Here is a 19,804-nt window from a genome sequence, read left to right as displayed (position 1 = left end):
AATGCAATTGACCCCCCGCGAAAAGGACAAGCTGCTTGTCGCAATAGCTGCCGAAGTGGCAAGAAAACGACTCGGACGCGGCGTCAGGCTGAACTATCCCGAGGCTATCGCGTTGATCACCGACGCTGTGGTGGAAGGCGCGCGCGACGGCCGTTCGGTGGCCGATATGATGGAGGCGGGGGCACGGGTGATCACCGCCGAGCAATGCATGGAGGGTGTTCCCGAGATGATCCACGAGGTGCAGGTCGAAGCGACCTTCCCCGATGGCACCAAGCTCGTCACCGTTCACAACCCGATCCGCTGATCTCGCCAAGGAATCCTGGAATGAAATACGCCTTGCCTCTCGTGCTTTTTGCAGCGCCTGCCCTTGCCCATACGGGCGAGGGTGCCCATCTGCATCCTCATGACGGCGCATCATGGCTGGTGACCGTGGCGGTGCTTGGCATCGCCGCCTTGGCGGGCCACATGGTGCTGAAGCGGGTGAGGTCGCGCAAGTGATCCCCGGAGAGCTGTTTCCCGCCGAGGGTGATCTGGAGCTGAACGCCGGGCGCGAGGCCATCGTGCTGATGGTGGCCAATACCGGTGATCGGCCCGTACAGGTCGGCTCGCATTACCACTTCGCCGAAACCAACCCGGCGCTCGATTTCGACAGGGAGGCCGCGCGCGGCACCCGGCTTGACATCGCGGCCGGGACTGCGGTGCGGTTCGAGCCCGGACAACGGCGCGAGGTCGCGCTTATCCCCCTTGCGGGTGCCCGCAAGGTTTATGGATTCAATCAGAAAGTCATGGGTTCACTATGAATATGTTCAACGACGTGCTTGCCTGGCAGCGCAGCATGGTCAAGCTCGGCTCGCTTGTGGCCGAATCCCAGCAGGTCATCGCCTATCGTGTGCTCGGCATGGCAGGAATGTGGTCGGTCGAACCGTCCGAAAATGCGCGGATGGTCAATGAAAAGGGTCCGGCTTTCCTGCAAAGCTGGTGGAGCGCCAGCCGCGCCGCAATGAACGGTGACGCGCCGGAACGGGTGCTGGATGCATGGACGGTCCCGCTCGAGCGCAAGGCGCGCTCGAACCGCAAGCGGCTTGCCCGTCGCGGGCCAAACCTCTGACGATGCGACGCTGACACAGGGCACGCTCAAGGAGGGCAGGCCGATGTTTCCGATCACACCGATGGACTGGACGAAGGTTGCCTTGCGCGGAAGCACGCAGGTTATGGCGCTGCAGCTGAGGCTGGCACGCGCCATGGTCGGCATGGCGCTCGACCAGCAACGCAAGGCGATCGGCCTTGCGCGGGTGCCGCTGCCCGGAGCGACGGGCAACATCTGCGCCCCGCTTCGCCGCCCCGGCCATCCGCGTGCGCGCCCGTCCGCGGGGCTGCGCTCGGTGCCGTCCTGCGGCAATGCCGGGCAAACGCCGCCCCGGCCAACGACGCTCGCGCCGGTGCGCGATGCCGAAGCGCAGGACTGAGGATCGCCCATGGTCACCCGCCCGCTGCTGAGTGACGATCAGCTAAGCCCGCTTGCAGCCGAGGTCTTCGCCGACATCCGCGCCACCCGCGGCACTGATTTCATCAATAATTTCTGGCGCGCGCTGGCCCATGATCCCGAAACGCTGCGGGCGACATGGCACCGGCTGAAGGTCTTGATGGCGCCCGGCGCGCTTGATCCGCTGACCAAGGAAATGATCTATATCGCGGTGTCCGCCGCCAATTCCTGCGCCTATTGCTGCCATTCCCATACGGCTTCGGCAAAGGCCAAGGGCATGAGCGACGCCATGCTGAATGAATTGCTCGCCGTGATCGGCATGGCGAGCCAGACCAACGCCATCGCCAATGCGCTTCAGGTGCCGGTGGATGAGGTTTTCAAGGAATAGGGCCGGCAGGCCAGCCAAAAAACGGGCGCGGGTCACGCGCCGACACGACAGACGAGGACACACCCATGCCCGCACGGATTTCCCGCTCCGATTATGCCGCGATGTTCGGCCCCACCACCGGGGACAAGCTTCGCCTTGCCGACACCGACCTGATCATCGAGGTCGAGCGTGACCTGACCGCCGAAGCGGTCGGGCAGGCGGGCGGTGGCAATGCGCCGGTCTACGGCGAAGAGGTGAAATTCGGCGGCGGCAAGGTGATCCGCGACGGCATGGGCCAGTCGCAGGCGACCCGCGCCGAGGGGGCTGTCGATACCGTCATCACCAACGCGCTGATCGTCGATCATACCGGCATCTACAAGGCAGACGTCGGCCTGCGCGGCGGGCGCATCCACAAGATCGGCAAGGCGGGCAACCCCGACACCCAGCCGGGCGTCAACATCATCGTCGGCCCCGGAACCGAGGTCATCGCGGGCGAGGGACGCATCCTCACCGCCGGTGGCATGGACAGCCATATCCACTACATTTGCCCGCAACAGATCGAAGACGCGCTGCATTCCGGCCTGACGACCATGCTCGGCGGTGGCACCGGCCCGGCCCATGGCACGCTTGCCACCACCTGTACCCCCGGCCCGTGGCACCTTGGGCGGATGATGCAGGCCGCCGATGCCTTCCCGATGAACCTCGCCTTCGCGGGCAAGGGCAACGCCTCGCTGGCGGCCCCGCTTGAAGAACAGATCAAGGCGGGTGCCTGCTGCCTCAAGCTGCACGAAGACTGGGGCACCACCCCTGCCACCATCGACAACTGCCTGAGCGTTGCCGATGCGTGGGACGTACAGGTAATGATCCACACCGACACGCTCAATGAATCGGGCTTCGTGGAAAACACCGTTGCGGCGATGAAGGGCCGCACCATCCACGCCTTCCACACCGAAGGCGCGGGCGGCGGCCACGCCCCCGACATCATCAAGATCTGCGGCGAGGAATTCGTGCTGCCCAGCTCGACCAACCCGACGCGGCCCTATACCGCCAACACGCTCGAAGAACATCTCGACATGCTGATGGTCTGCCACCATCTCGACAAGTCGATCCCCGAAGACGTGGCCTTCGCCGAATCCCGCATCCGCAAGGAAACCATCGCCGCCGAAGACATCCTGCACGACATGGGGGCCTTCAGCATCATCGCTTCCGACAGCCAGGCCATGGGCCGCGTCGGCGAGGTGATCATCCGCACCTGGCAAACCGCGGACAAGATGAAGAAACAGCGCGGCAAGCTCAGCGACGAAACCGGCGACAACGACAACTTCCGCGTCCGGCGCTACATCGCAAAATACACCATCAACCCGGCCATCGCCCATGGCATCGCAACCGAAATCGGCTCCATCGAAGAAGGCAAGCGCGCCGACCTCGTGCTCTGGTCCCCGGCCTTCTTCGGGGTGAAACCCGAAATGGTGCTGATGGGCGGCAGCATCGTCTGCGCGCAGATGGGCGATCCCAATGCCTCGATCCCGACGCCGCAGCCAGTCTACAGCCGCCCGATGTGGGGCGCTTATGGTCGCTCGGTCGAACATTCGGCGGTGATTTTCGTCTCCGAAGCGGCGCAATCCGAAGGCATCCGCAACACGCTCGGCCTCGCCAAACAGACCGTGGCGGTCAAGAACACCCGCGGCATCGGCAAATCCCACCTCAAGCTCAACACGGCCACGCCGCAGATCGAGGTGAACCCCGAAACCTACGAGGTCCGCGCCAATGGCGAGCTGCTGACCTGCGAGCCCGCCACCACACTTCCCATGGCGCAACGCTATTTCCTGTACTGACCGCAGGATCGGGGCGCGGCCCCGCCCTTCATCTTGCCCGGTAAACTCCGGGGGGCCCGAAGGGCGGGGGCAGCGCCCCCTCGGCGCCATGAAGGCGCGTAAAATTTAGTTCAATATTAAACCATCAGCCATGCGCTGTGCGAAACCCGACTTTGCAGTTGCAGCATTTGTAAACTTGGGCAGCATCATTTACCTATTGAGCCAAGGGAGGGGACCTGACGACCAACAGAAAGGTTTCCCAATGGCATTTCTCACTGCGAGCCACGCACAACACACCGCACCGTTCCTGAGCCGCTTCTTTGCCGCGCTTGGCAACGCCATCGTCGCAATCGGCGAAGCAAACCCGCGCCTGCGCCGCGTCGAAGCGCTCCAGCGCCTGTCCGACGAGCAGCTTGCCGCCAAGGGCCTGCGCCGCGAAGACATCGTGCGCCACGTATTCCGCGACGTCTACTACCTGTGATCCCGGGCCTCGGCCCCGGTTCACCCTGGCGAGGTACCGCGCAAGCTCAAGGCATTCGGGGTCACGTGACCGGTAAACCCGGCGCGTGGCCTTGTCTTTTCCGGGCAACTGAAGTGATCTGGCGTTCGCATCACGAAAGAGACCGCCATGCCGCTTCCCACCTCACATGACATCCTGCGCAAGGCCGAAGGCACCGCTGTCGACAGTGTCGTGCTCAGTTACGACGACCGTTTCTTGCGCCGCAAGGTGCTGACCACCGAGGGTGGCACCGGCTTTCTGGTCGATCTCGCCCATACCGAAAGCCTCGATGAAGGCGATGCCTTCGTGCTGACAGATGGGCGTTGCATCGCGGTAGTCGCGGCGGTCGAACCGCTGCTCGAAGTCACCGGCGCGGCGCTGCACCGCATTGCTTGGCACATTGGCAACCGCCACACCCCGTGCCAGATTGATCCCGACCGCCTGCTGATCCAGCGCGATCACGTCATCGCCGACATGCTGTCGCGCATTGGCGCGACTGTCCGCGAAGTCGACGAACCCTTCACCCCCGAAGGCGGCGCCTACGGTCATGGGCGCACCCACGGTCACGACCATTCCCATCAGCACGGGCCCGAAACCCACAGTCATTCCCACACGCACGACCATGAGCACGGATGATCTGACGCTGCACCAGCTGTTCTCGCCCGCGTTTCCAACCGGCGCCTTTGCCTGGTCGCACGGGCTGGAAACCGCGATACAGGATGGCAGCGTGACAGATTCGGCAACGCTGCGCGCATGGCTGGAAACCGCGCTGCGCCATGGTTCCGGCTGGTCCGACGCGGTGCTGATGGCCTGCGCCGCGCGGGGCGAAGACCCCGTTTTCCTGACAGAGCTGGGCCTCGCCCTCAGCCCCTCGACCGAGCGTCGCGCCGAGACAGACCAGCAGGGCAGGGCCTTTTCCTCCACGGTCTGCGCGGTCTGGGGCGTTGCCATCCCGCCCGCGCCCTACCCGGTGGCGGCGGGGCTGGCGGTGCGCGCACTCGGCCTGCCGCTGGTCGAGGCGCTGCGCCTGTATCTACAGGCTTTCGCCGCCAACCTCACCAGCGCCGGGGTGCGGCTGATCCCGCTGGGCCAGACCGATGGTCAGCGCATCACCCTTGCGCTTGCGCCGCTCTGCGCCGAGCTTGCCGACAGGGCGCAAAGCGCGACGAGCGACGACATCGGCGGGTTTGCCCCGCTGATCGACATTGCCAGCCAGCGCCATGACATGCTTTATTCCCGGACCTTTCGATCATGAGGAACCCCTGATGAGCTCTCCCAACGGACCTTTGCGCGTCGGCCTTGGCGGGCCGGTCGGCGCCGGCAAGACCACGCTGACCGCCGCGCTGGCGCGTGCGCTGCGCGAGCGGCTGTCGATGGCCGTCGTCACCAACGACATTTACACCCGCGAGGATGCCGAAGAGCTGATGCGCCAGCAGGTGCTGCCGCTGGATCGCATCAAGGGGGTCGAGACCGGCGGTTGCCCGCACACCGCGATTCGCGAGGATGCCTCGATCAACCTTGCCGCCATCGCCGAGCTGACGACAACGCACCCCGATCTGGATCTGGTGCTGATCGAAAGCGGCGGCGACAACCTGTCTGCGACCTTTTCACCAGAGCTGGCAGACGTGACGATCTATGTGATCGACGTCGCCGCGGGCGAGGAAATCCCCCGCAAGGGCGGCCCGGCGATCACCAAATCGGATATCCTCGTCATCAACAAGACCGATCTTGCGCCCCATGTGGGCGCCTCGCTCGAGGTGATGCAGCGCGACGCGGCGCGGATGCGCGCGGGCAAACCCTTTGTGTTTGCACAGGTCAAGCATAGCAAGGGCGTGGACGAGATCGTCGAGCTTCTAACGCAGATCGGCGGCCTGGCGCTGGCCGAGGCCGCCGAGTAACTGTCAGGCGCTGCCGTCGAGCAGCGCCTGGAATTCGCGCCATTCGCCCTTGGACATGCCAGAGCTTTCCTGCGTCACGTCCTCGCCCTTCAGCATGCGGCGGATGCAGTCCATGCCCTTGCCCGACACCTGCGCGCCGCCCATGCGGTAATCTTCGAACGCGGCATAGGCGGCGGGCACCCAATCGCGCACGACGTTGCAGATCGCGTCGGCATAGACGCGGATTTCGTATTGCGCATGGGCATCGGCGCGCAGGCGCAGGAAATGCAGCAGGTTGTGCAGATCCACCTTCCAGTACCATTGGGTATAGATGTTGGCCGGCAGGTTCATCCGCGCCAGTTCGCGCGCCAGCCCCTGCTGGCCCTCGGTCGAGATCATCTGCGCGTAATGGTCGTAGGCGCGGCTGGCATCGTCGCGCAGATAGCGCAGCACGCGGTCGGCTTCCTCGCCCGACAGCGCCTCGCCCCGGCCCTGATTGTTGATCGCCGATTGCGCTGCCAGATGTTCCGGCGCCGGCACATAGAATTCCCGGTCGAGGATCGAGTAGCGCGCCGAATATTCGTTCACATTGGCGGTGCGGTGGCGGATCCACTGCCGCGCCACGAAGATCGGCAATTTGACATGCAGCTTGATCTCGCACATCTCGAAGGGGGTCGAATGCCAGTGCCGCATCAGATAGCGGATCAGCCCTTCGTCATTGCTCACCGACTTGGTGCCGCGCCCATAGCTGACTCGCGCCGCCTGACAGATCGCGGCATCGTCGCCCATGTAATCCACCACCCGGACAAAGCCGTGATCGAGCACCGGGTAGGCGGTGTAGAGATGCTTTTCCATCCCCGGTGCCGTGGCGCGCAGTGTGCCTTGCGGGGCGGCGCGCAGCGTGTCGATTTCTGACTGCTGATCGGGGCTGAGCGGCATTGGGGGTCCTCATAAAGCTGTGTGTTGCGGGCGGGTGTACACAGATTTGCAGCTGCGTTGAAGGTTATTGAGGCCTTTTGCGCGGGCAAACTGCACGTGGCCGCCGCCAGTATGAGGGCAATGTGGGCTGGCCACGATGACGAGGCGTTCGAACCTGAGCGCCACAAGGCGGGCGTGGCGGCGAATCACGGCCGGTCCGGCGGTGCCACGCCTGGCTGGTGGTGGGGCAGAATGCGGCTTTGCAGCACGGCAGGCTCGACTTATGCGTCCTGCCCTTTACTGTTTTCCTCAGCACGAACGGAAAGGAGGTGCCCCCAATGGGCATCAAGTATCTGCACACCATGGTCCGCGTTGCGGATTTGGAAAAATCTGTTGAATTTTACAAACTGCTGGGCCTGAAGGAACGCCGCCGCAGTGAAAACGAAAAGGGCCGGTTCACGCTGGTGTTCCTGTGCCCGCCCGATCAGGATGACGGCACCGCCGATGTCGAGCTGACCTATAACTGGGATGGCGACGACGGGCTGCCATCGGATTCGCGGCATTTCGGCCATCTCGCCTATACCGTGCCCGACATCTACGCGATGTGCGGCGCGCTGCAGGCCGCCGGGGTCACCATCAACCGCCCACCGCGCGACGGGCACATGGCCTTTGTCCGCTCGCCCGACAATATCTCGATCGAACTGCTCCAGCAGGGCGATGCGCTGCCGCCGCAAGAGCCTTGGGCCAGCATGGAGAATGTCGGCCATTGGTAAGGCTGGCGCTCTGGTCGGTGCTTTTTGCGCTCGGGCTTGCGGGCGCTCCCGCGGCGCGGGCCGAAGGGTGCCGACTGGCGTTGTTGCTTGCGCTTGACGTGTCATCTTCGGTCGATGCCGAGGAATATAGCCTACAGAAACAAGGCATTGCCGCCGCGCTGTCGGATCCGGACGTGCGCGGCGCGCTGCTGGACGGCGATCAACGGGTTGCGCTGTCGATCTATGAGTGGAGCGGTCGGCGGCAATCGACCGTGGTGCTGCCTTGGGTGCTGCTCGACAGCGCTGCGACGCTGCAGGGCGCGGTGGCGACGTTGCTTGCCGCGCCGCGCAGCTTCGACCGGTTTCCCACCGCGATGGGCTTTGCGCTGGGATTCGGATCTGAGCTGCTCCGCGAGGCGCCGCCCTGTACGCGGCAGGTGATCGACATATCAGGCGACGGCATCACCAACGATGGCTTCCGCCCGCAGCAGGCCTATCAGCATTTTCCCTTTGCCGGGGTCACGGTGAATGGGCTGGCGGTGATGGGATCGGATCCGCGCGTGGTCGAGTATTTCCGCGGCGAGGTGGCGCATGGCCCTGGCGCCTTTGTCGAGATCGCCGAAGGATATCAGGACTTTCGCCGCGCCATGACGCTCAAGCTGTTTCGCGAGCTGAACGACATGATCGTCGGCTCGCTCGAGCCTTGAGGCGCAAGAGAGTCAGCACTGCTGTCGTAAGGTAACAGAAAAATGACCATCTCTCGAAATGCGGCATTGTGACGCGGCAATTCCGTGTTAGCCTTCTCGGTGAGGAGGAACCTGAATGACACCATACCTGATTGGCCTTTGCATCGGCCTGTTGATCATGGCCCCTGTGATCGGGCTTGCGCTTTACGCCGGATTGATTGCCCGCAAAGAGGGCGGGATGCAGCGCGATTTCGCGCGTGGTTTCCAGCCAGCGTTGCGCGTTGTCGGGGGCAGCGCCGCCCGTTGATCAGCCCGGCGCGCGGTGTGGCCCGAGGAGGGGCAGGCACTGCGTTCGGGGTCTTGTGGGCGAGCCTGTTGTTGGTCTGACGCCACGCGAAACACGTCTCTGAACGGTCGTTCCTTCGGGAGCGGCCGTTCGTGTTTTCAACCTCATCTGCGGTGATTGCGAATCTTGGGGGGTATCGTCATGCCGCGCGCGACGCGGCGGGCAGCCGCACCATCTGGGCAATGCAGCGGGCGCCTTGTCGACAGGCCGAGCGGATCGCTTGCCAACGGGGCTGCCGGTGAGCGGCGCCGCCAAGGCGCTGAGAGACAACGCCACGGGTGTCGTCAATGCAGGCGCGCGCTGCGGGGCTGCGGCGGACAAGGCCGCCGCTGACGCCCGTCAGTAGATGTAGCGGATCTGGTCTGTCCAGAAACGTTCCACCCGGCGCAGCCCGTTGTTGATCATGTCGAGCCCGTCTAGGTCGACGACGTTGCGCGCTTCGAGACCATCGGCGTGGCGCTCGAAGAGGTGCTGCACCGTATCGCGAATGTCGCGCCCCTGCGCGGTCAGGCGGACCCGAACCGAGCGCCGGTCGATCTCGCAGCGTTGATGGTGCATGTATCCCATCTCGACCAGCTTCTTGAGATTGTAGCTGACGTTGCTGCCCTGATAATAACCGCGCGACTTCAATTCGCCCGCCGTGACCTCGTTGTCACCGATGTTGTAGAGCAGCAGCGCCTGCACTGCGTTGATCTCGATGACACCGGTGCGCTCGAACTCATCCTTGATCACGTCGAGCAACAGCCTGTGAAGCCGTTCCACGAGCGCAAGAGTCTCGAGATACCCGGCCATGTAACCGCTCAGCGGCTTCTTTCCCATGGAGGCATGAATGCTCATTACCGTCTCCGCCTGTTCAGAACCTCAGGCAGATTTCGGGCATAAAAGCCAAGATTGCGTTAAATCGCGGCGTTTTATTGGAAAAGTCATGGCGCGCAGGCGGTGGCCTTGATGTCTGCGATCATCTGGCGCAGCGACTCGGGGGCCTCGATCTGGCCGGAAACCCACTGGTACAGATCCTGATCGTTCTCTTCGAGCAGCACCTCGTAAGTGTCCAGCATGGCGGCATCCATCAACGCCAGCCGCGCATCGCAATAGCGCACGAGGATGATGTCCATCTCTTTGATTCCACGGCGCATCGAGCGCATCCGCAACCGCTTCAGGCGGTGTTCAGGAGACTCGTTTTCCGGCGGCACGGCGCGGGGGATCTGGATCTGGGTCATGCGGTGTCCTTCAGAATCTGGCGCAGGGATTTTTCCAGCCGGGCCAGCCGGTCCTGCGAGGTTTTCATCTGGGCGCGAAGCTCGCGGATGTCCAGCAGGGCCTCGCGCAGATCCTGCGGCAGAACGTCCGCCCCGTCGGGGGCGGGTACGCCATCGCCCTCGCCGCTCAGAAGCCAGTTCACCGAAACGTCGAGCAGCCCGGCCAGTTGCGACAGCCTTGCGGCGCGCGGTTCGGCCACGTCGTTTTCCCAGCCCTGAAGCGACTTCAGCTTGACGTCCAGCCGCCGTGCCAGCGCCTCTTGCGTCATGCCCGCGCTCTCGCGCGCGGCGGCGACGCGATCTCCGAAGGTGGCAGTGTCGGGGCCGTACCAATCGTCTGTCATCCGTGTCTCCTCTTCCGCCCGCAAGCGGCTTGTACGGCTGCGGGGGGCACCCTATGACAGACGGGATCTCAATACAAACGGTGCCCCGTCATGGCTTTCCTTTCCGATACGCTCGCTCGTGTGAAACCCTCGCCCACCGTGGCGATGACCCAGCTTGCCGCCGAGCTGAAGGCGCAGGGCAAGGACATCATCGGCCTGAGCGCCGGAGAGCCGGATTTCGACACGCCCGACAACATCAAGGCCGCCGCCATCGCCGCGATCAATGCCAACCAGACGAGATACACCGCCCCGGACGGCATCATCGAGCTGAAACAGGCGATCTGCGCCAAGTTCGCCCGCGAGAACGGGCTAAGCTATGAGCCCTCGCAGATCAGCGTCAGCACGGGCGGTAAGCAGGTGCTGTACAACGCCTTCATCGCCACGCTCAATCCGGGCGACGAGGTAATCATTCCCGCGCCTTACTGGGTCAGCTATCCCGATATCGTCAAGCTGGGGCAGGGCACGCCGGTCATCATCGAGGGCAAGCCGGAGCTTGGCTACAAGATCACCGCCGATCAGCTTGAAGCGGCGATCACCCCCCAGACCAAGTGGTTCCTGTTCAACTCGCCCAGCAACCCAACCGGCGCGGGCTATTCCTGGGCCGAGCTCAAGGCGATCACCGAGGTGCTGATGAAGCACCCGCATGTCTGGGTGATGAGCGACGATATGTATGAACATCTGGCCTATGACGGGTTCGAATTCTGCACCCCGGCGCAGGTCGAACCGGCGCTGTATGAGCGCACGCTGACGGTCAATGGCGTCAGCAAGGCCTATGCCATGACCGGCTGGCGCATCGGCTATGCGGGCGGCCCGGTGGCGTTGATCACCGCCATGCGCAAGGTGCAGTCGCAATCGACCAACAACCCCTGCACGATCAGCCAGTGGGCGGCGGTCGAGGCGCTGAACGGCCCGCAGGATTTCCTTGCCCCCCGCGCCGAGGCGTTCCGGCGCCGCCGCGATCTGGTCTGCGAAAAGCTGAACGCCATCGACGGCATCACCTGCCCGGTGCCTGAGGGGGCGTTCTACGTCTATCCGTCGATTACCGGCCTGCTGGGCAAGACCTCGGCGGCGGGCAGGGTGATCGGCGATGACGAAGCCTTCGCCACGGCGCTGCTCGAAGAGCAGGGCGTCGCGGTGGTGTTCGGGGCGGCGTTCGGGCTGTCTGCGAATTTTCGCATCTCTTATGCGACCTCGGATGCGGTGCTGGAAGAGGCCTGCGCCCGCATCGCCGTGTTCTGCGACGGGCTGCGCTAGGCGATGTCGGGCGATCTGCCGAAACATTACTTTCGCATCCGCGACAATGGCGCGACGGTGTTCCGGGTGGACACCGAGAACCGCCAGCGCCGCATCGACATGGATCAGATCGCCGTGGTCAATCTCAACAAGGACGAGATCAGGCCGCATGGCGAGCGGGAGCTGAATGCCGAGGATGAGGCCGCCATCCGCGCCTGGATGAGCGAGCGCAAGACCTTGCTGGCGATGCGCGAAATCGACGACATTCACCGCGCCATCGACCATCTGAACCAGACGGCGCAATGGGCGCAGGCCCGGGCGTCGCAGGATCAGCTTGAGGCGGTGACTGATGCGCTGCTGCTGGCGATGCACGACCTGCGCACGGTTCTGGTGCGCAAGAAGGCCGATCGGCTGAGCGGCAGGTGACGCGAAACAATCACTGCGCGGGCTGGGCATTGTTTTGGCCCGCGCGACATTCCTCTGGAAATATCACATTTCATTGACGGATTGCTCGATGCTGATAGGCTTTCGAGCAGCAGCTTTTGATAGTGCGGTTTTCTAAAGGACAGATAGATACCATGCGCGCAATGACTTTCCTTGGTGCCCTCGCGGCCGTGACCGTTGGTGCCTCTGGCGCCTTTGCCTGGGGGGATGCCTATACCGGCGATGCCACCTCCGATCTGAGCCGCCAGCCGCTGGTGCAGGCTTGGCCGCAGGGCAGTCACTGCCCCGCCGGGAAACAGCCGGTGATCGTTGGCGGTGCGATCTTCTGCGGCATTCCGACCGCTGGCCGCTATTACGACCCGCAGCCGCTGCGCGCGAGCCATGCGCCCAAGCCCGCCGCCAAGGCCTACTTGCCGCGCGCCTATGCGCCCGCTGGCGAAAAGGGTGTGGTCTCTCAATAAGCCGCAGCGGCAAGGTTCCGGGTCATCCGGCCTTGGCAAGACCCTACGGGCCGCGTATACGCGCGGCCTCAACCATTTGCGGGGATCGTGACATGCAGGGTAGCGCCAATCTCAACATCATGATCAAGGCGGCGCGCAAGGCGGGCCGCTCGCTGGTGAAGGATTTCCGCGAGGTCGAGAACCTTCAGGTGTCGATGAAGGGTGCCGGTGACTTCGTCAGCCGCGCCGACACCGCCGCCGAAACCATCATCAAGGAGGCGCTGCTCGAGGCGCGTCCGACCTATGGCTGGCTGGGCGAAGAGACCGGCGAGCAGGCCGGGCAGGACCCGACCCGGCGCTGGATTGTCGATCCGCTCGACGGCACCACCAATTTCCTGCACGGCATGCCGCACTGGGCGATTTCCATCGCGCTCGAGCACAAGGGTCAGATCGTCGCTGGCGTGGTCTATGACGCCGCCAAGGACGAGATGTTCTATGCCGAGAAAGGTTCTGGTGCTTGGCTGAACGATTCCCGTCGTCTGCGGGTGTCGGGGCGCAACCGGATGATCGAGGCGGTGTTTGCCACGGGTATTCCGTTTGCGGCCAAGAACACGCTGCCGGCGATGCTGAAGGATCTGGGCCGGCTGATGCCGGAATGCGCCGGGGTGCGGCGCTGGGGCGCGGCCTCGCTGGATCTGGCCTATGTGGCGGCAGGCCGCTACGACGGCTACTGGGAGCGTGAACTGAACCTTTGGGACATCGCGGCAGGCTACCTGATTGCGCAGGAGGCTGGCGCGCTGATCGAAGGTGTGCGCGAGGGGCAGGAGCCGCTTGAGTCGGGCTCGATCCTGTGCGCCAACAACGATATCTTCGCCAGCTTCGCAAAGACCATCCGCGGCGCCTGAGGCAATCGCTGCAGGGGGGCGCTGCCCCCCGCGCGAGTCGCGCTCCCCCCGGGATATTTCCGGCCAGAAGAAGCTGCGGGCGCTGTCGGGCTGTGTAGGTGCGGCATATGGTGGGCCGGGTTTGAGGTGAGCCTGTCCGGCTAGAGTTTGCGGACCTATGCGGAGGGCCTAAGGCCGCCGAGGGTCTTGGGCCTGCGCGCGAGGTTGCCGGCGGTGATCACGTCCGCCAGACGGAGGCGGAACTGGTCGTGCTAGGGGACGCGCTTGACGCTCGCCTCTGTGGCTGTGCTGAAACCATTCGACGATTTCCATCGGCTGATCGCGACACGCGCAGATTATCAGTGCTCAGTTCGGGTGGTATCCGAGGCCACGGGTATTCCCTTGGCCTGCTATCTCGGTCGCGCTGGCTTCGAGGTGGATCTTGTGTCATCCGCAGCCTCGCTGCCCGGAATCCGCGACAAGAGCGATCCCAATGACATGCAGGTGATCCTGCCCCTGATGGCGATTGGGATCGCGTCGTTTGATCATCACCTGCTCTTGTTCGCCGCCAATGAGTTTTCGGAACTGGCCAAACCCCGCGACATGGTTGCTCACCCGAAGAGTGGACTCTGGCATCGGGTCTCCATTGCCCGGCGAGGCGGGTTTACAGGCATGAGAGAGGGCCGCGGTTTCGCCGCGAAGCCGGTCGGTGCCTCCGCAGCTTTCGCGGTGATGGGTTCTCTGTCGTCTTTGAACGCTATTTGTTGTCGCATATTGATCGCCGGGACCGGCCCGATCACCCCCCTGATTATCCCGTGCAGTAGCCGGTGATCTGCGTCGCTTCGGACAGCATCGGCACGTTGCAGTATACATTGCCTGACAGGCGCGTCATCAGGATGCGAGAGGCCTTGCGCCCATCCGGCCCGGCCTGTTCCGGGGCAGGCCAAGCCATCGGAACATGGCGGTGCCCGGTGGCGCGGCCGTCTCATGCTTTGCTGCGACAATCGCCATTCGGGTCACACGGCGTGGCGCTCCTGCGGCGGACCTGTCCCATGATGCTCTTTCCCAAGGCCGAGAGAGGATCGCAGCGTCAAACCATGGGATCAATCTCCTAGCGGTCCGAGGGATGGTTGATGCCGTCGTTCCACGGGATGGGTTCGTGATCGGCGGGGGTCACGCCGTCGATTGCGCCCATGTTAACGCCATACTCATGGGGGTTCGAGCGGCGGCGGTGGTACATGTAGATGCCGCAGACCGAGCAGAAATGATGCTGCGCGGTGTTGGTGTTGAACTGGTAGAGCGTCAGCTTGTCGGCGCCTTTGACCACCTTTACGCCGCCCAGCGGTGCGCTGACAGCAGGGGCGCCGCGGCGTCGGCAATAAGAGCAATCGCAGCGGCGCGCCGTGTCGAGCCCGTCGCTGAGCGTGACCTGCAGTTCGACGGCGCCGCAGTGGCAAGTGGCTTTCACCGGATCTGTCATCGTCTTCGTCCTGTCTTTGGAATGCGGATCGTGTCGGTGTAGCGCCCGGTGGGGTGGGGCGGGCGGCCGTGGGTACGGTTCCAGAACGCGGGGCCGCCCCGGCGCAGCCAGACGGGCAGGATCAGCACCATGCCGCCGATGAACCCGCCCAGATGGGCGAGGTAGGCGACGCCGGTGCCATCGGACTGCCCGCTGAGTTCGCCAAGGAGCTGCAGCGCGAACCAGACCGCCAGCATCAGCCAGGCGGGCACCGGAAAGACCTTGATCACGATGATCAGGATCACGACGAGATCGACCCGTGCCTTGGGAAACAGCAACAGGTAGCCGCCCATGACGCCAGCGATCGCTCCCGATGCGCCCACCGTCGGGACCACCGACAGGGGTTGCGCGACATATTGGGTCAGCGCCGCGATGATGCCGCTGGCGAGGTAAAAGCCAAGATAGGGGCCGTGGCCGAGCGCGTCTTCGATATTGTCGCCGAATATGAACAGGAACAGCATGTTGCCAGCCAGATGCATCAGCCCGCCATGCAGGAACATCGAGGTCAGGATGCCCGCGTAGCCCTGCCCTTCGCTGATCAGGGCAGGGATCAGCGCCCAGTCGAAGAACAACGCGTTGATGGCGCGCGGGTCGCGAAACAGGCCCCAGTAGCTGATGAAGAGACCGACGTTGAGCAGGATCAGCCCGTAAGTGACATAGGGCGTTCGGCCAGACGGGTTGTGATCGCGAATGGGAAACATGACGTCAGAGTGGCGCGAAGCTGGCCTGCGTCAAGCGCGATTGTCGCCCCGGGCGCGCTGCGTGTGCCCGGGGCGGGGGATCACATGTTGCCGCCAAGCAGCGCGGCGTTGCCGCCCGATGCGGTGGTGTCGATGCACACGTGCTTTTCGGCGCGGGCGTGGCCCGTATCGGGCGCGCCGGTGATCAGCGTCAGGATCGGCCCGCTGCGGTTTGCCAGCGACTTGCGGTAGGCGCGGGCGCTGTCTTCGTCGCCCCACCACAGAGCCGAGGAGATGCCTTCCAGCGATTCGAGCATTTCGGGCGTTACCTTGCCCTGAGCACAGACTGCGACGCCGCCGAGCAGGCGCACAGCGTCGGCCTGCGCCGCCGCGCAGTCGTGCCCCGGCCCGAGGCACAGCACCGGCGGGCGAGCGTGGGTGGTGTATTGGTTTGCTTCGCCGGTGGGGCCGGGCAGGTCGGTGGTTTTCGGCGCGGGCGCCTCGCCTGCCTTGTCGATGGCTGCCGTCAGCCGCGAGGCGACCTCGGTTTTATCCCAGCTGCCAACGGGGCCAGGCGCGACGTGCTGGCGGAAGCGCTCGCAATAGAGCGGGCCGCCCGCCTTGGGGCCGGTGCCCGACAGACCCTCGCCGCCAAAGGGCTGGCTGCCGACGATGGCGCCGATCTGGTTGCGGTTGACGTACAGATTGCCCGCGGCGATGCGCTTGGTCACATGTTCGACCCGGTCGTCGATGCGGGTCTGAAGGCCGAAGGTCAGCCCGTAGCCGGTGGCGTTGATCGCGTGGATCACCTTGTCGAGCGCGTCGGCCCTGAAGGTGGCGACATGCAGCACCGGGCCGAAGATCTCGCGCTCCAGCGATTCGATGCCTTTGACGCGGATCATGGTCGGGGAGATGAAATGACCCACGCCGGGCATCGGCGTTTCCTTGATCAGATCGCCGCGGGCGCGGGCGGCGTCGATATAGGCCTTGATACCGTTGAAGGCCTCGGCGTCGATGACCGGGCCGATGTCGGTGGTCAGTTCCCACGGCTGGCCGGCGACAAGCGCATCCATCGCTCCCTCGAGCATCTCGATCACGTGGGGCGCGATGTCGTCTTGCAGATACAGGCAGCGCAGCGCCGAACAGCGCTGACCGGCCGACTGGAAGGCCGATTCCACCACTGCACGCACTGCCTGTTCGGGCAGGGCCGTGCTGTCGACGATCATCGCGTTAAGCCCGCCGGTTTCCGCGATCAGCGGGGTGCCGGGCGCAAGGTTTGCCGCGATGGATCTATGGATGATCTGCGCGGTGTCGGTCGAGCCGGTGAAGGCAACACCCGATACCTGCGGCGCGCTTGTCAGCGCGGCGCCGACATCACCGGCGCCGGGCAGCAGTTGCAGCGCCGAGGCGGGCACGCCGGCCTCGTGCAGCAGTTGCACGGCGCGATAGGCGATCAGCGAGGTCTGCTCGGCCGGTTTCGCCAGCACGGCGTTGCCGGTGGCCAGCGCCGCCGACAGCTGCCCGGTGAAGATCGCCAGCGGGAAGTTCCACGGCGAGATGCAGGCGAACACGCCGCGCGGGGCGTCGGGTTTATCCAATGCGCGGGCGGCATAATAGCGCAGGAAATCCACCGCTTCGCGCAGCTCGGCCACGCCGTCGCGCAGGGTCTTGCCGGCCTCGCGGTGCAGCAAGGCGAAGATCTCTCCGAAATGCGCCTCGAACAGGTCGGCAGCGGCGTTCAGGATGCGGGCGCGCTCCTGCGGCGCGGCGGCCCAGGGGTGCGCGGCGGCGGCGGCGGCGCACACGGTTTCGGCGCTGGCCCAGGTGATCTCGCCCACCTTGTCGGCGGGATTGGCGGGGTTCGGCACATCCGCCACAGCGCCCACCGGGGCATCGACGCAGACCAGCGGCGCGGCCTGCCACAGATGCGCGCGGAACGGCGCGCGCGCCTCGTCGATCTGCGCCAGCGTCGGGCGATGGGTCAGATCGAAACCCTGAGAATTTGCCCGTTCGGGCAGGAACAGCTCCGAGGCGCGGGCGAGGGGGCGGCGATCGCTCGCGTCGAACGGGTCGGCGGCGACGGTTTCGGGCGGGACCTCTTCGTCGACGATCTGGTTAACGAAAGAGGAGTTCGCGCCGTTCTCCAGCAGCCGCCGTACCAGATAGGCCAGCAGGTCGGCATGGGCGCCGACAGGGGCGTAGATGCGGCAGCGGGTGCCGGTGTTTTTCACCAGCGCATGCAGCGTCTCGCCCATGCCATGCAGGCGCTGGAATTCGAACGCGCTGTTTGCCACGCCACCCTCTTTGGCCATGTGCAGCACGGCGGCGACGGTGTGGGCGTTGTGGGTGGCGAATTGCGGGTAGATGCGCGCCGTCATGCCCAGCAGCTTGCGGGCGTTGGCGATGTAGGAAATGTCGGTGTGGGTCTTGCTGGTGAAGACCGGAAAACTGTCGATTCCCTCGACCTGCGCGCGTTTGATCTCGGTGTCCCAATAGGCGCCTTTGACCAGCCGCACCATGATGCGGCGATCATAGGCCTGCGCCAGCGCGTGCAGCCAGTCGATGGTTTCAGAGGCACGCAGCCCGTAGGCCTGCACCACCACGCCAAAGCCATCCCAGCCCGCCAGCGTCGGCGAGGCAAAGGCCGCGCCGATCACGTCGAGCGAGATCGACAGGCGGTCGGCTTCCTCGGCGTCGATGTTCAGGCCGATGCCCGCCGCCTTGGCCTGCTCGCACAGTTGCAACAGGCGCGGCACCAGCGTTGCCATGACCTGTTTGACTTGGCCTTCCTCGTAGCGCGGGAACAGCGCCGAGAGCTTCACCGAAATGCCGGGATTGGCGCCGATGTCGCTGTGCTTTGCCGCCTTGGCGATGGCGTCGATGGCCTTGGAATAGGCCTCGAGATAGCGCAGCGCGTCGCCTTCGGTGCGGGCGGCCTCGCCCAGCATGTCATAGGAATAGGTGTAGCCCTTCGCCTCCATCGCCTCGCCGCGTTTCATCGCCTTCTGAATGGTTTCGCCCAGCACGAACTGGCTGCCCATCTCTTTCATGGCGCGCCCGACAGCGGTGCGGATCACCGGCTCGCCCATGCGTTTGACGGCGGCGCGCAGATGCCCCGCAGGGCCGGGGCGGGCGGTAGGATCAAGCACGCGCCCGGTCAGCATCAGCGCCCATGTCGAGGCATTGACCAGCGGCGAGGACGAGCGGCCCATGTGCCGCCCCCAATCGGACGGCGCGATCTTGTCTTCGATCAGCGCGTCGATGGTTTCGGCGTCCGGCACCCGCAACAAGGCCTCGGCAAGGCACATCAGCGCGATGCCCTCGTCGGTGGACAGACCGTATTCGGCCAGAAACACCTCCATCAGGCCGGGCTTGGTGCTACTGCGAATATCGCGCACCAGCTGCGCGGCGCGCTGGCCGATCTGGGCGCGCGCCTCGGGCGGCAGCGCGGCGGTCTGGCGCAGCCGGGCCACGGTGGCCTCTTCGGGCGCATACATGTTCAGGTCGATAAGCGAGCGGATTTCGGGGGCGATGTCGCGGGGCATCTCTTGTCCTCGGTGATTTTTGCCACCATATAGGCTAAGAGAAAGTCGTTTGGCCTTATTGTGTGCCACCGGGTCATCTTTTCGACCGAAAAACGCAGGATTTTCGATGCAGCACGATCAGGAAGAGTTCGACCGGTTCGATCAGGCGATCCTCACCACCCTTGCATCCGAAGGGCGAATCTCGATCACCGAACTCGCGCGCAGGATCGGCCTGTCCAAAAGCCCGACGCAAGCACGGCTGCGGCGGCTCGAAGAACTGGGGGTGATCCGCGGCTACCGGGCGATTCTGGATCCGATCCGGCTGGGTCTGGATCACGTGGCCTTTGTCGAGGTGCGCATGTTCGACACCCGCGAAGCCTCGCTCGAAGCGTTCAACGCGGCGGTCGCCAGCGTGCCCGAGATAGAACAGGTGCACCTGATCGCCGGGAATTTCGACTATCTGCTCAAGGTGCGCACCGCCGACATGCGCAGCTATCGCCGGGTGCTTGCGGAAAAGATCTCGACCTTGCCGCATGTGTCGACGACCTCGACCTATGTGGCGATGCAGGCGGTCAAGGAAGCTGGCGTCGCGCCGGAAGGGGCGGATTAGAGCGCAATTCATCCGGGCGGTTGCGAACGGCGGATTGTTCTTCGACCCGGCGCCGGTTAGGAAAGCACTGGCGCCCGCAAGGGCCC

Annotated in this window: 27 protein-coding genes; 20 read left to right on the top strand and 7 right to left on the bottom strand. The window is 64.6% G+C overall.

Annotated features, from left to right (window positions below; genetic code table 11):
- Nucleotide 1: 1 nt before the first annotated feature.
- From KO516_RS17165 to ureG, 11 genes are all read left to right on the top strand, one after another.
- Complete coding sequence (locus tag KO516_RS17165) at nucleotides 2-304, top strand: urease subunit gamma (RefSeq protein ID WP_216005017.1); 303 nt, start codon at nucleotides 2-4, stop codon at nucleotides 302-304.
- A gap of 20 nt (nucleotides 305-324) precedes the next feature.
- Nucleotides 325-498: a hypothetical protein gene (locus tag KO516_RS17160; RefSeq protein ID WP_216005016.1), complete on the top strand. Its 174-nt coding sequence runs from the start codon at nucleotides 325-327 to the stop codon at nucleotides 496-498.
- Nucleotides 495-800, top strand: a complete 306-nt coding sequence (locus KO516_RS17155; protein WP_216005015.1) for an urease subunit beta — start codon at nucleotides 495-497, stop codon at nucleotides 798-800. Before KO516_RS17160 ends, KO516_RS17155 begins: the two co-directional genes overlap by 4 nt.
- The gene (locus tag KO516_RS17150; RefSeq protein ID WP_252737676.1) at nucleotides 797-1,108 is read left to right on the top strand and encodes an antifreeze protein; all 312 of its coding nucleotides are present in this window, start codon (nucleotides 797-799) and stop codon (nucleotides 1,106-1,108) included. Before KO516_RS17155 ends, KO516_RS17150 begins: the two co-directional genes overlap by 4 nt.
- A 43-nt stretch (nucleotides 1,109-1,151) precedes the next feature.
- Nucleotides 1,152-1,466: a hypothetical protein gene (locus tag KO516_RS17145; RefSeq protein ID WP_216005014.1), complete on the top strand. Its 315-nt coding sequence runs from the start codon at nucleotides 1,152-1,154 to the stop codon at nucleotides 1,464-1,466.
- Between the two features lie 9 nt (nucleotides 1,467-1,475).
- On the top strand, nucleotides 1,476-1,871 hold the full coding sequence (locus tag KO516_RS17140) for a carboxymuconolactone decarboxylase family protein (RefSeq protein WP_216005013.1): 396 nt from the start codon (nucleotides 1,476-1,478) through the stop codon (nucleotides 1,869-1,871).
- A gap of 65 nt (nucleotides 1,872-1,936) precedes the next feature.
- A complete protein-coding gene (gene ureC, locus KO516_RS17135; protein ID WP_216005012.1) occupies nucleotides 1,937-3,685 on the top strand; it encodes an urease subunit alpha in 1,749 nt (582 codons plus the stop codon).
- A gap of 241 nt (nucleotides 3,686-3,926) precedes the next feature.
- On the top strand, nucleotides 3,927-4,145 hold the full coding sequence (locus KO516_RS17130) for a DUF1127 domain-containing protein (protein WP_216005011.1): 219 nt from the start codon (nucleotides 3,927-3,929) through the stop codon (nucleotides 4,143-4,145).
- A gap of 147 nt (nucleotides 4,146-4,292) precedes the next feature.
- Nucleotides 4,293-4,799 (top strand): urease accessory protein UreE, encoded by a 507-nt coding sequence (ureE, locus tag KO516_RS17125; protein ID WP_216005010.1) that lies wholly within the window; start codon nucleotides 4,293-4,295, stop codon nucleotides 4,797-4,799.
- A complete protein-coding gene (locus KO516_RS17120; RefSeq protein WP_216005009.1) occupies nucleotides 4,786-5,418 on the top strand; it encodes an urease accessory protein UreF in 633 nt (210 codons plus the stop codon). Before ureE ends, KO516_RS17120 begins: the two co-directional genes overlap by 14 nt.
- A gap of 10 nt (nucleotides 5,419-5,428) precedes the next feature.
- On the top strand, nucleotides 5,429-6,061 hold the full coding sequence (gene ureG / locus KO516_RS17115; protein WP_216005008.1) for an urease accessory protein UreG: 633 nt from the start codon (nucleotides 5,429-5,431) through the stop codon (nucleotides 6,059-6,061).
- Nucleotides 6,062-6,064: 3 nt separating this feature from the next.
- Here ureG and thyX read toward each other — a convergent pair whose 3' ends face one another.
- Complete coding sequence (gene thyX / locus KO516_RS17110) at nucleotides 6,065-6,979, bottom strand: FAD-dependent thymidylate synthase (RefSeq protein ID WP_216005007.1); 915 nt, start codon at nucleotides 6,977-6,979, stop codon at nucleotides 6,065-6,067.
- Nucleotides 6,980-7,296: 317 nt separating this feature from the next.
- Between thyX and KO516_RS17105 the strand changes: the two genes are divergently transcribed.
- The 3 genes from KO516_RS17105 (at nucleotide 7,297) to KO516_RS17095 (ending at nucleotide 8,703) form a co-directional block, all read left to right on the top strand.
- The gene (locus KO516_RS17105) at nucleotides 7,297-7,731 is read left to right on the top strand and encodes a VOC family protein (RefSeq protein WP_216005006.1); all 435 of its coding nucleotides are present in this window, start codon (nucleotides 7,297-7,299) and stop codon (nucleotides 7,729-7,731) included.
- Complete coding sequence (locus KO516_RS17100) at nucleotides 7,725-8,417, top strand: DUF1194 domain-containing protein (RefSeq protein ID WP_252737675.1); 693 nt, start codon at nucleotides 7,725-7,727, stop codon at nucleotides 8,415-8,417. Before KO516_RS17105 ends, KO516_RS17100 begins: the two co-directional genes overlap by 7 nt.
- Nucleotides 8,418-8,532: 115 nt before the next feature.
- Nucleotides 8,533-8,703, top strand: coding sequence for a hypothetical protein (locus tag KO516_RS17095; RefSeq protein ID WP_216005004.1), 171 nt, complete (start codon nucleotides 8,533-8,535; stop codon nucleotides 8,701-8,703).
- Between the two features lie 378 nt (nucleotides 8,704-9,081).
- Here KO516_RS17095 and KO516_RS17090 read toward each other — a convergent pair whose 3' ends face one another.
- The 3 genes from KO516_RS17090 to KO516_RS17080 all read right to left on the bottom strand — a co-directional run bounded on the left by KO516_RS17090 (nucleotide 9,082) and on the right by KO516_RS17080 (nucleotide 10,345).
- Nucleotides 9,082-9,579 carry a MarR family winged helix-turn-helix transcriptional regulator gene (locus tag KO516_RS17090; protein WP_216005003.1) on the bottom strand — a complete coding sequence of 166 codons (498 nt, stop codon included), beginning with the start codon at nucleotides 9,577-9,579 and terminating at the stop codon, nucleotides 9,082-9,084.
- Nucleotides 9,580-9,665: 86 nt separating this feature from the next.
- Complete coding sequence (locus KO516_RS17085; protein WP_216005002.1) at nucleotides 9,666-9,962, bottom strand: succinate dehydrogenase assembly factor 2; 297 nt, start codon at nucleotides 9,960-9,962, stop codon at nucleotides 9,666-9,668.
- Nucleotides 9,959-10,345 carry a helix-turn-helix domain-containing protein gene (locus tag KO516_RS17080; RefSeq protein WP_216005001.1) on the bottom strand — a complete coding sequence of 129 codons (387 nt, stop codon included), beginning with the start codon at nucleotides 10,343-10,345 and terminating at the stop codon, nucleotides 9,959-9,961. The genes KO516_RS17085 and KO516_RS17080 overlap by 4 nt, the downstream gene beginning before the upstream one ends.
- 90 nt (nucleotides 10,346-10,435) lie before the next feature.
- On the opposite strand from KO516_RS17080, the gene KO516_RS17075 reads away from it, so the two are divergent.
- The 5 genes from KO516_RS17075 to KO516_RS17055 all read left to right on the top strand — a co-directional run bounded on the left by KO516_RS17075 (nucleotide 10,436) and on the right by KO516_RS17055 (nucleotide 14,216).
- Nucleotides 10,436-11,638 (top strand): pyridoxal phosphate-dependent aminotransferase, encoded by a 1,203-nt coding sequence (locus KO516_RS17075; RefSeq protein WP_216005000.1) that lies wholly within the window; start codon nucleotides 10,436-10,438, stop codon nucleotides 11,636-11,638.
- Nucleotides 11,639-11,641: 3 nt separating this feature from the next.
- On the top strand, nucleotides 11,642-12,043 hold the full coding sequence (locus tag KO516_RS17070; protein WP_216004999.1) for a hypothetical protein: 402 nt from the start codon (nucleotides 11,642-11,644) through the stop codon (nucleotides 12,041-12,043).
- A 152-nt stretch (nucleotides 12,044-12,195) separates the two neighbouring features.
- Nucleotides 12,196-12,522, top strand: coding sequence for a hypothetical protein (locus KO516_RS17065; RefSeq protein WP_216004998.1), 327 nt, complete (start codon nucleotides 12,196-12,198; stop codon nucleotides 12,520-12,522).
- Nucleotides 12,523-12,614: 92 nt separating this feature from the next.
- Nucleotides 12,615-13,406 carry an inositol monophosphatase family protein gene (locus KO516_RS17060; RefSeq protein ID WP_216004997.1) on the top strand — a complete coding sequence of 264 codons (792 nt, stop codon included), beginning with the start codon at nucleotides 12,615-12,617 and terminating at the stop codon, nucleotides 13,404-13,406.
- A gap of 264 nt (nucleotides 13,407-13,670) precedes the next feature.
- Nucleotides 13,671-14,216: a hypothetical protein gene (locus tag KO516_RS17055; RefSeq protein ID WP_216004996.1), complete on the top strand. Its 546-nt coding sequence runs from the start codon at nucleotides 13,671-13,673 to the stop codon at nucleotides 14,214-14,216.
- 280 nt (nucleotides 14,217-14,496) lie between these two features.
- Here KO516_RS17055 and KO516_RS17050 read toward each other — a convergent pair whose 3' ends face one another.
- The 3 genes from KO516_RS17050 to putA form a co-directional block, all read right to left on the bottom strand.
- Complete coding sequence (locus KO516_RS17050; protein WP_216004995.1) at nucleotides 14,497-14,865, bottom strand: GFA family protein; 369 nt, start codon at nucleotides 14,863-14,865, stop codon at nucleotides 14,497-14,499.
- A complete protein-coding gene (locus KO516_RS17045) occupies nucleotides 14,862-15,605 on the bottom strand; it encodes a rhomboid family intramembrane serine protease (protein ID WP_216004994.1) in 744 nt (247 codons plus the stop codon). Before KO516_RS17045 ends, KO516_RS17050 begins: the two co-directional genes overlap by 4 nt.
- Nucleotides 15,606-15,685: 80 nt before the next feature.
- Nucleotides 15,686-19,129 (bottom strand): bifunctional proline dehydrogenase/L-glutamate gamma-semialdehyde dehydrogenase PutA, encoded by a 3,444-nt coding sequence (gene putA / locus KO516_RS17040; RefSeq protein ID WP_216004993.1) that lies wholly within the window; start codon nucleotides 19,127-19,129, stop codon nucleotides 15,686-15,688.
- Nucleotides 19,130-19,235: 106 nt separating this feature from the next.
- Between putA and KO516_RS17035 the strand changes: the two genes are divergently transcribed.
- Complete coding sequence (locus KO516_RS17035; protein ID WP_216004992.1) at nucleotides 19,236-19,718, top strand: Lrp/AsnC family transcriptional regulator; 483 nt, start codon at nucleotides 19,236-19,238, stop codon at nucleotides 19,716-19,718.
- Nucleotides 19,719-19,804 lie beyond the last annotated feature (86 nt).

This window comes from Citreicella sp. C3M06 (assembly GCF_018860705.1).
Taxonomy (GTDB): domain Bacteria; phylum Pseudomonadota; class Alphaproteobacteria; order Rhodobacterales; family Rhodobacteraceae; genus Salipiger.
Note: the sequence above shows the minus strand (reverse complement) of the source record. Positions and strands in the feature narration are given on the sequence as shown.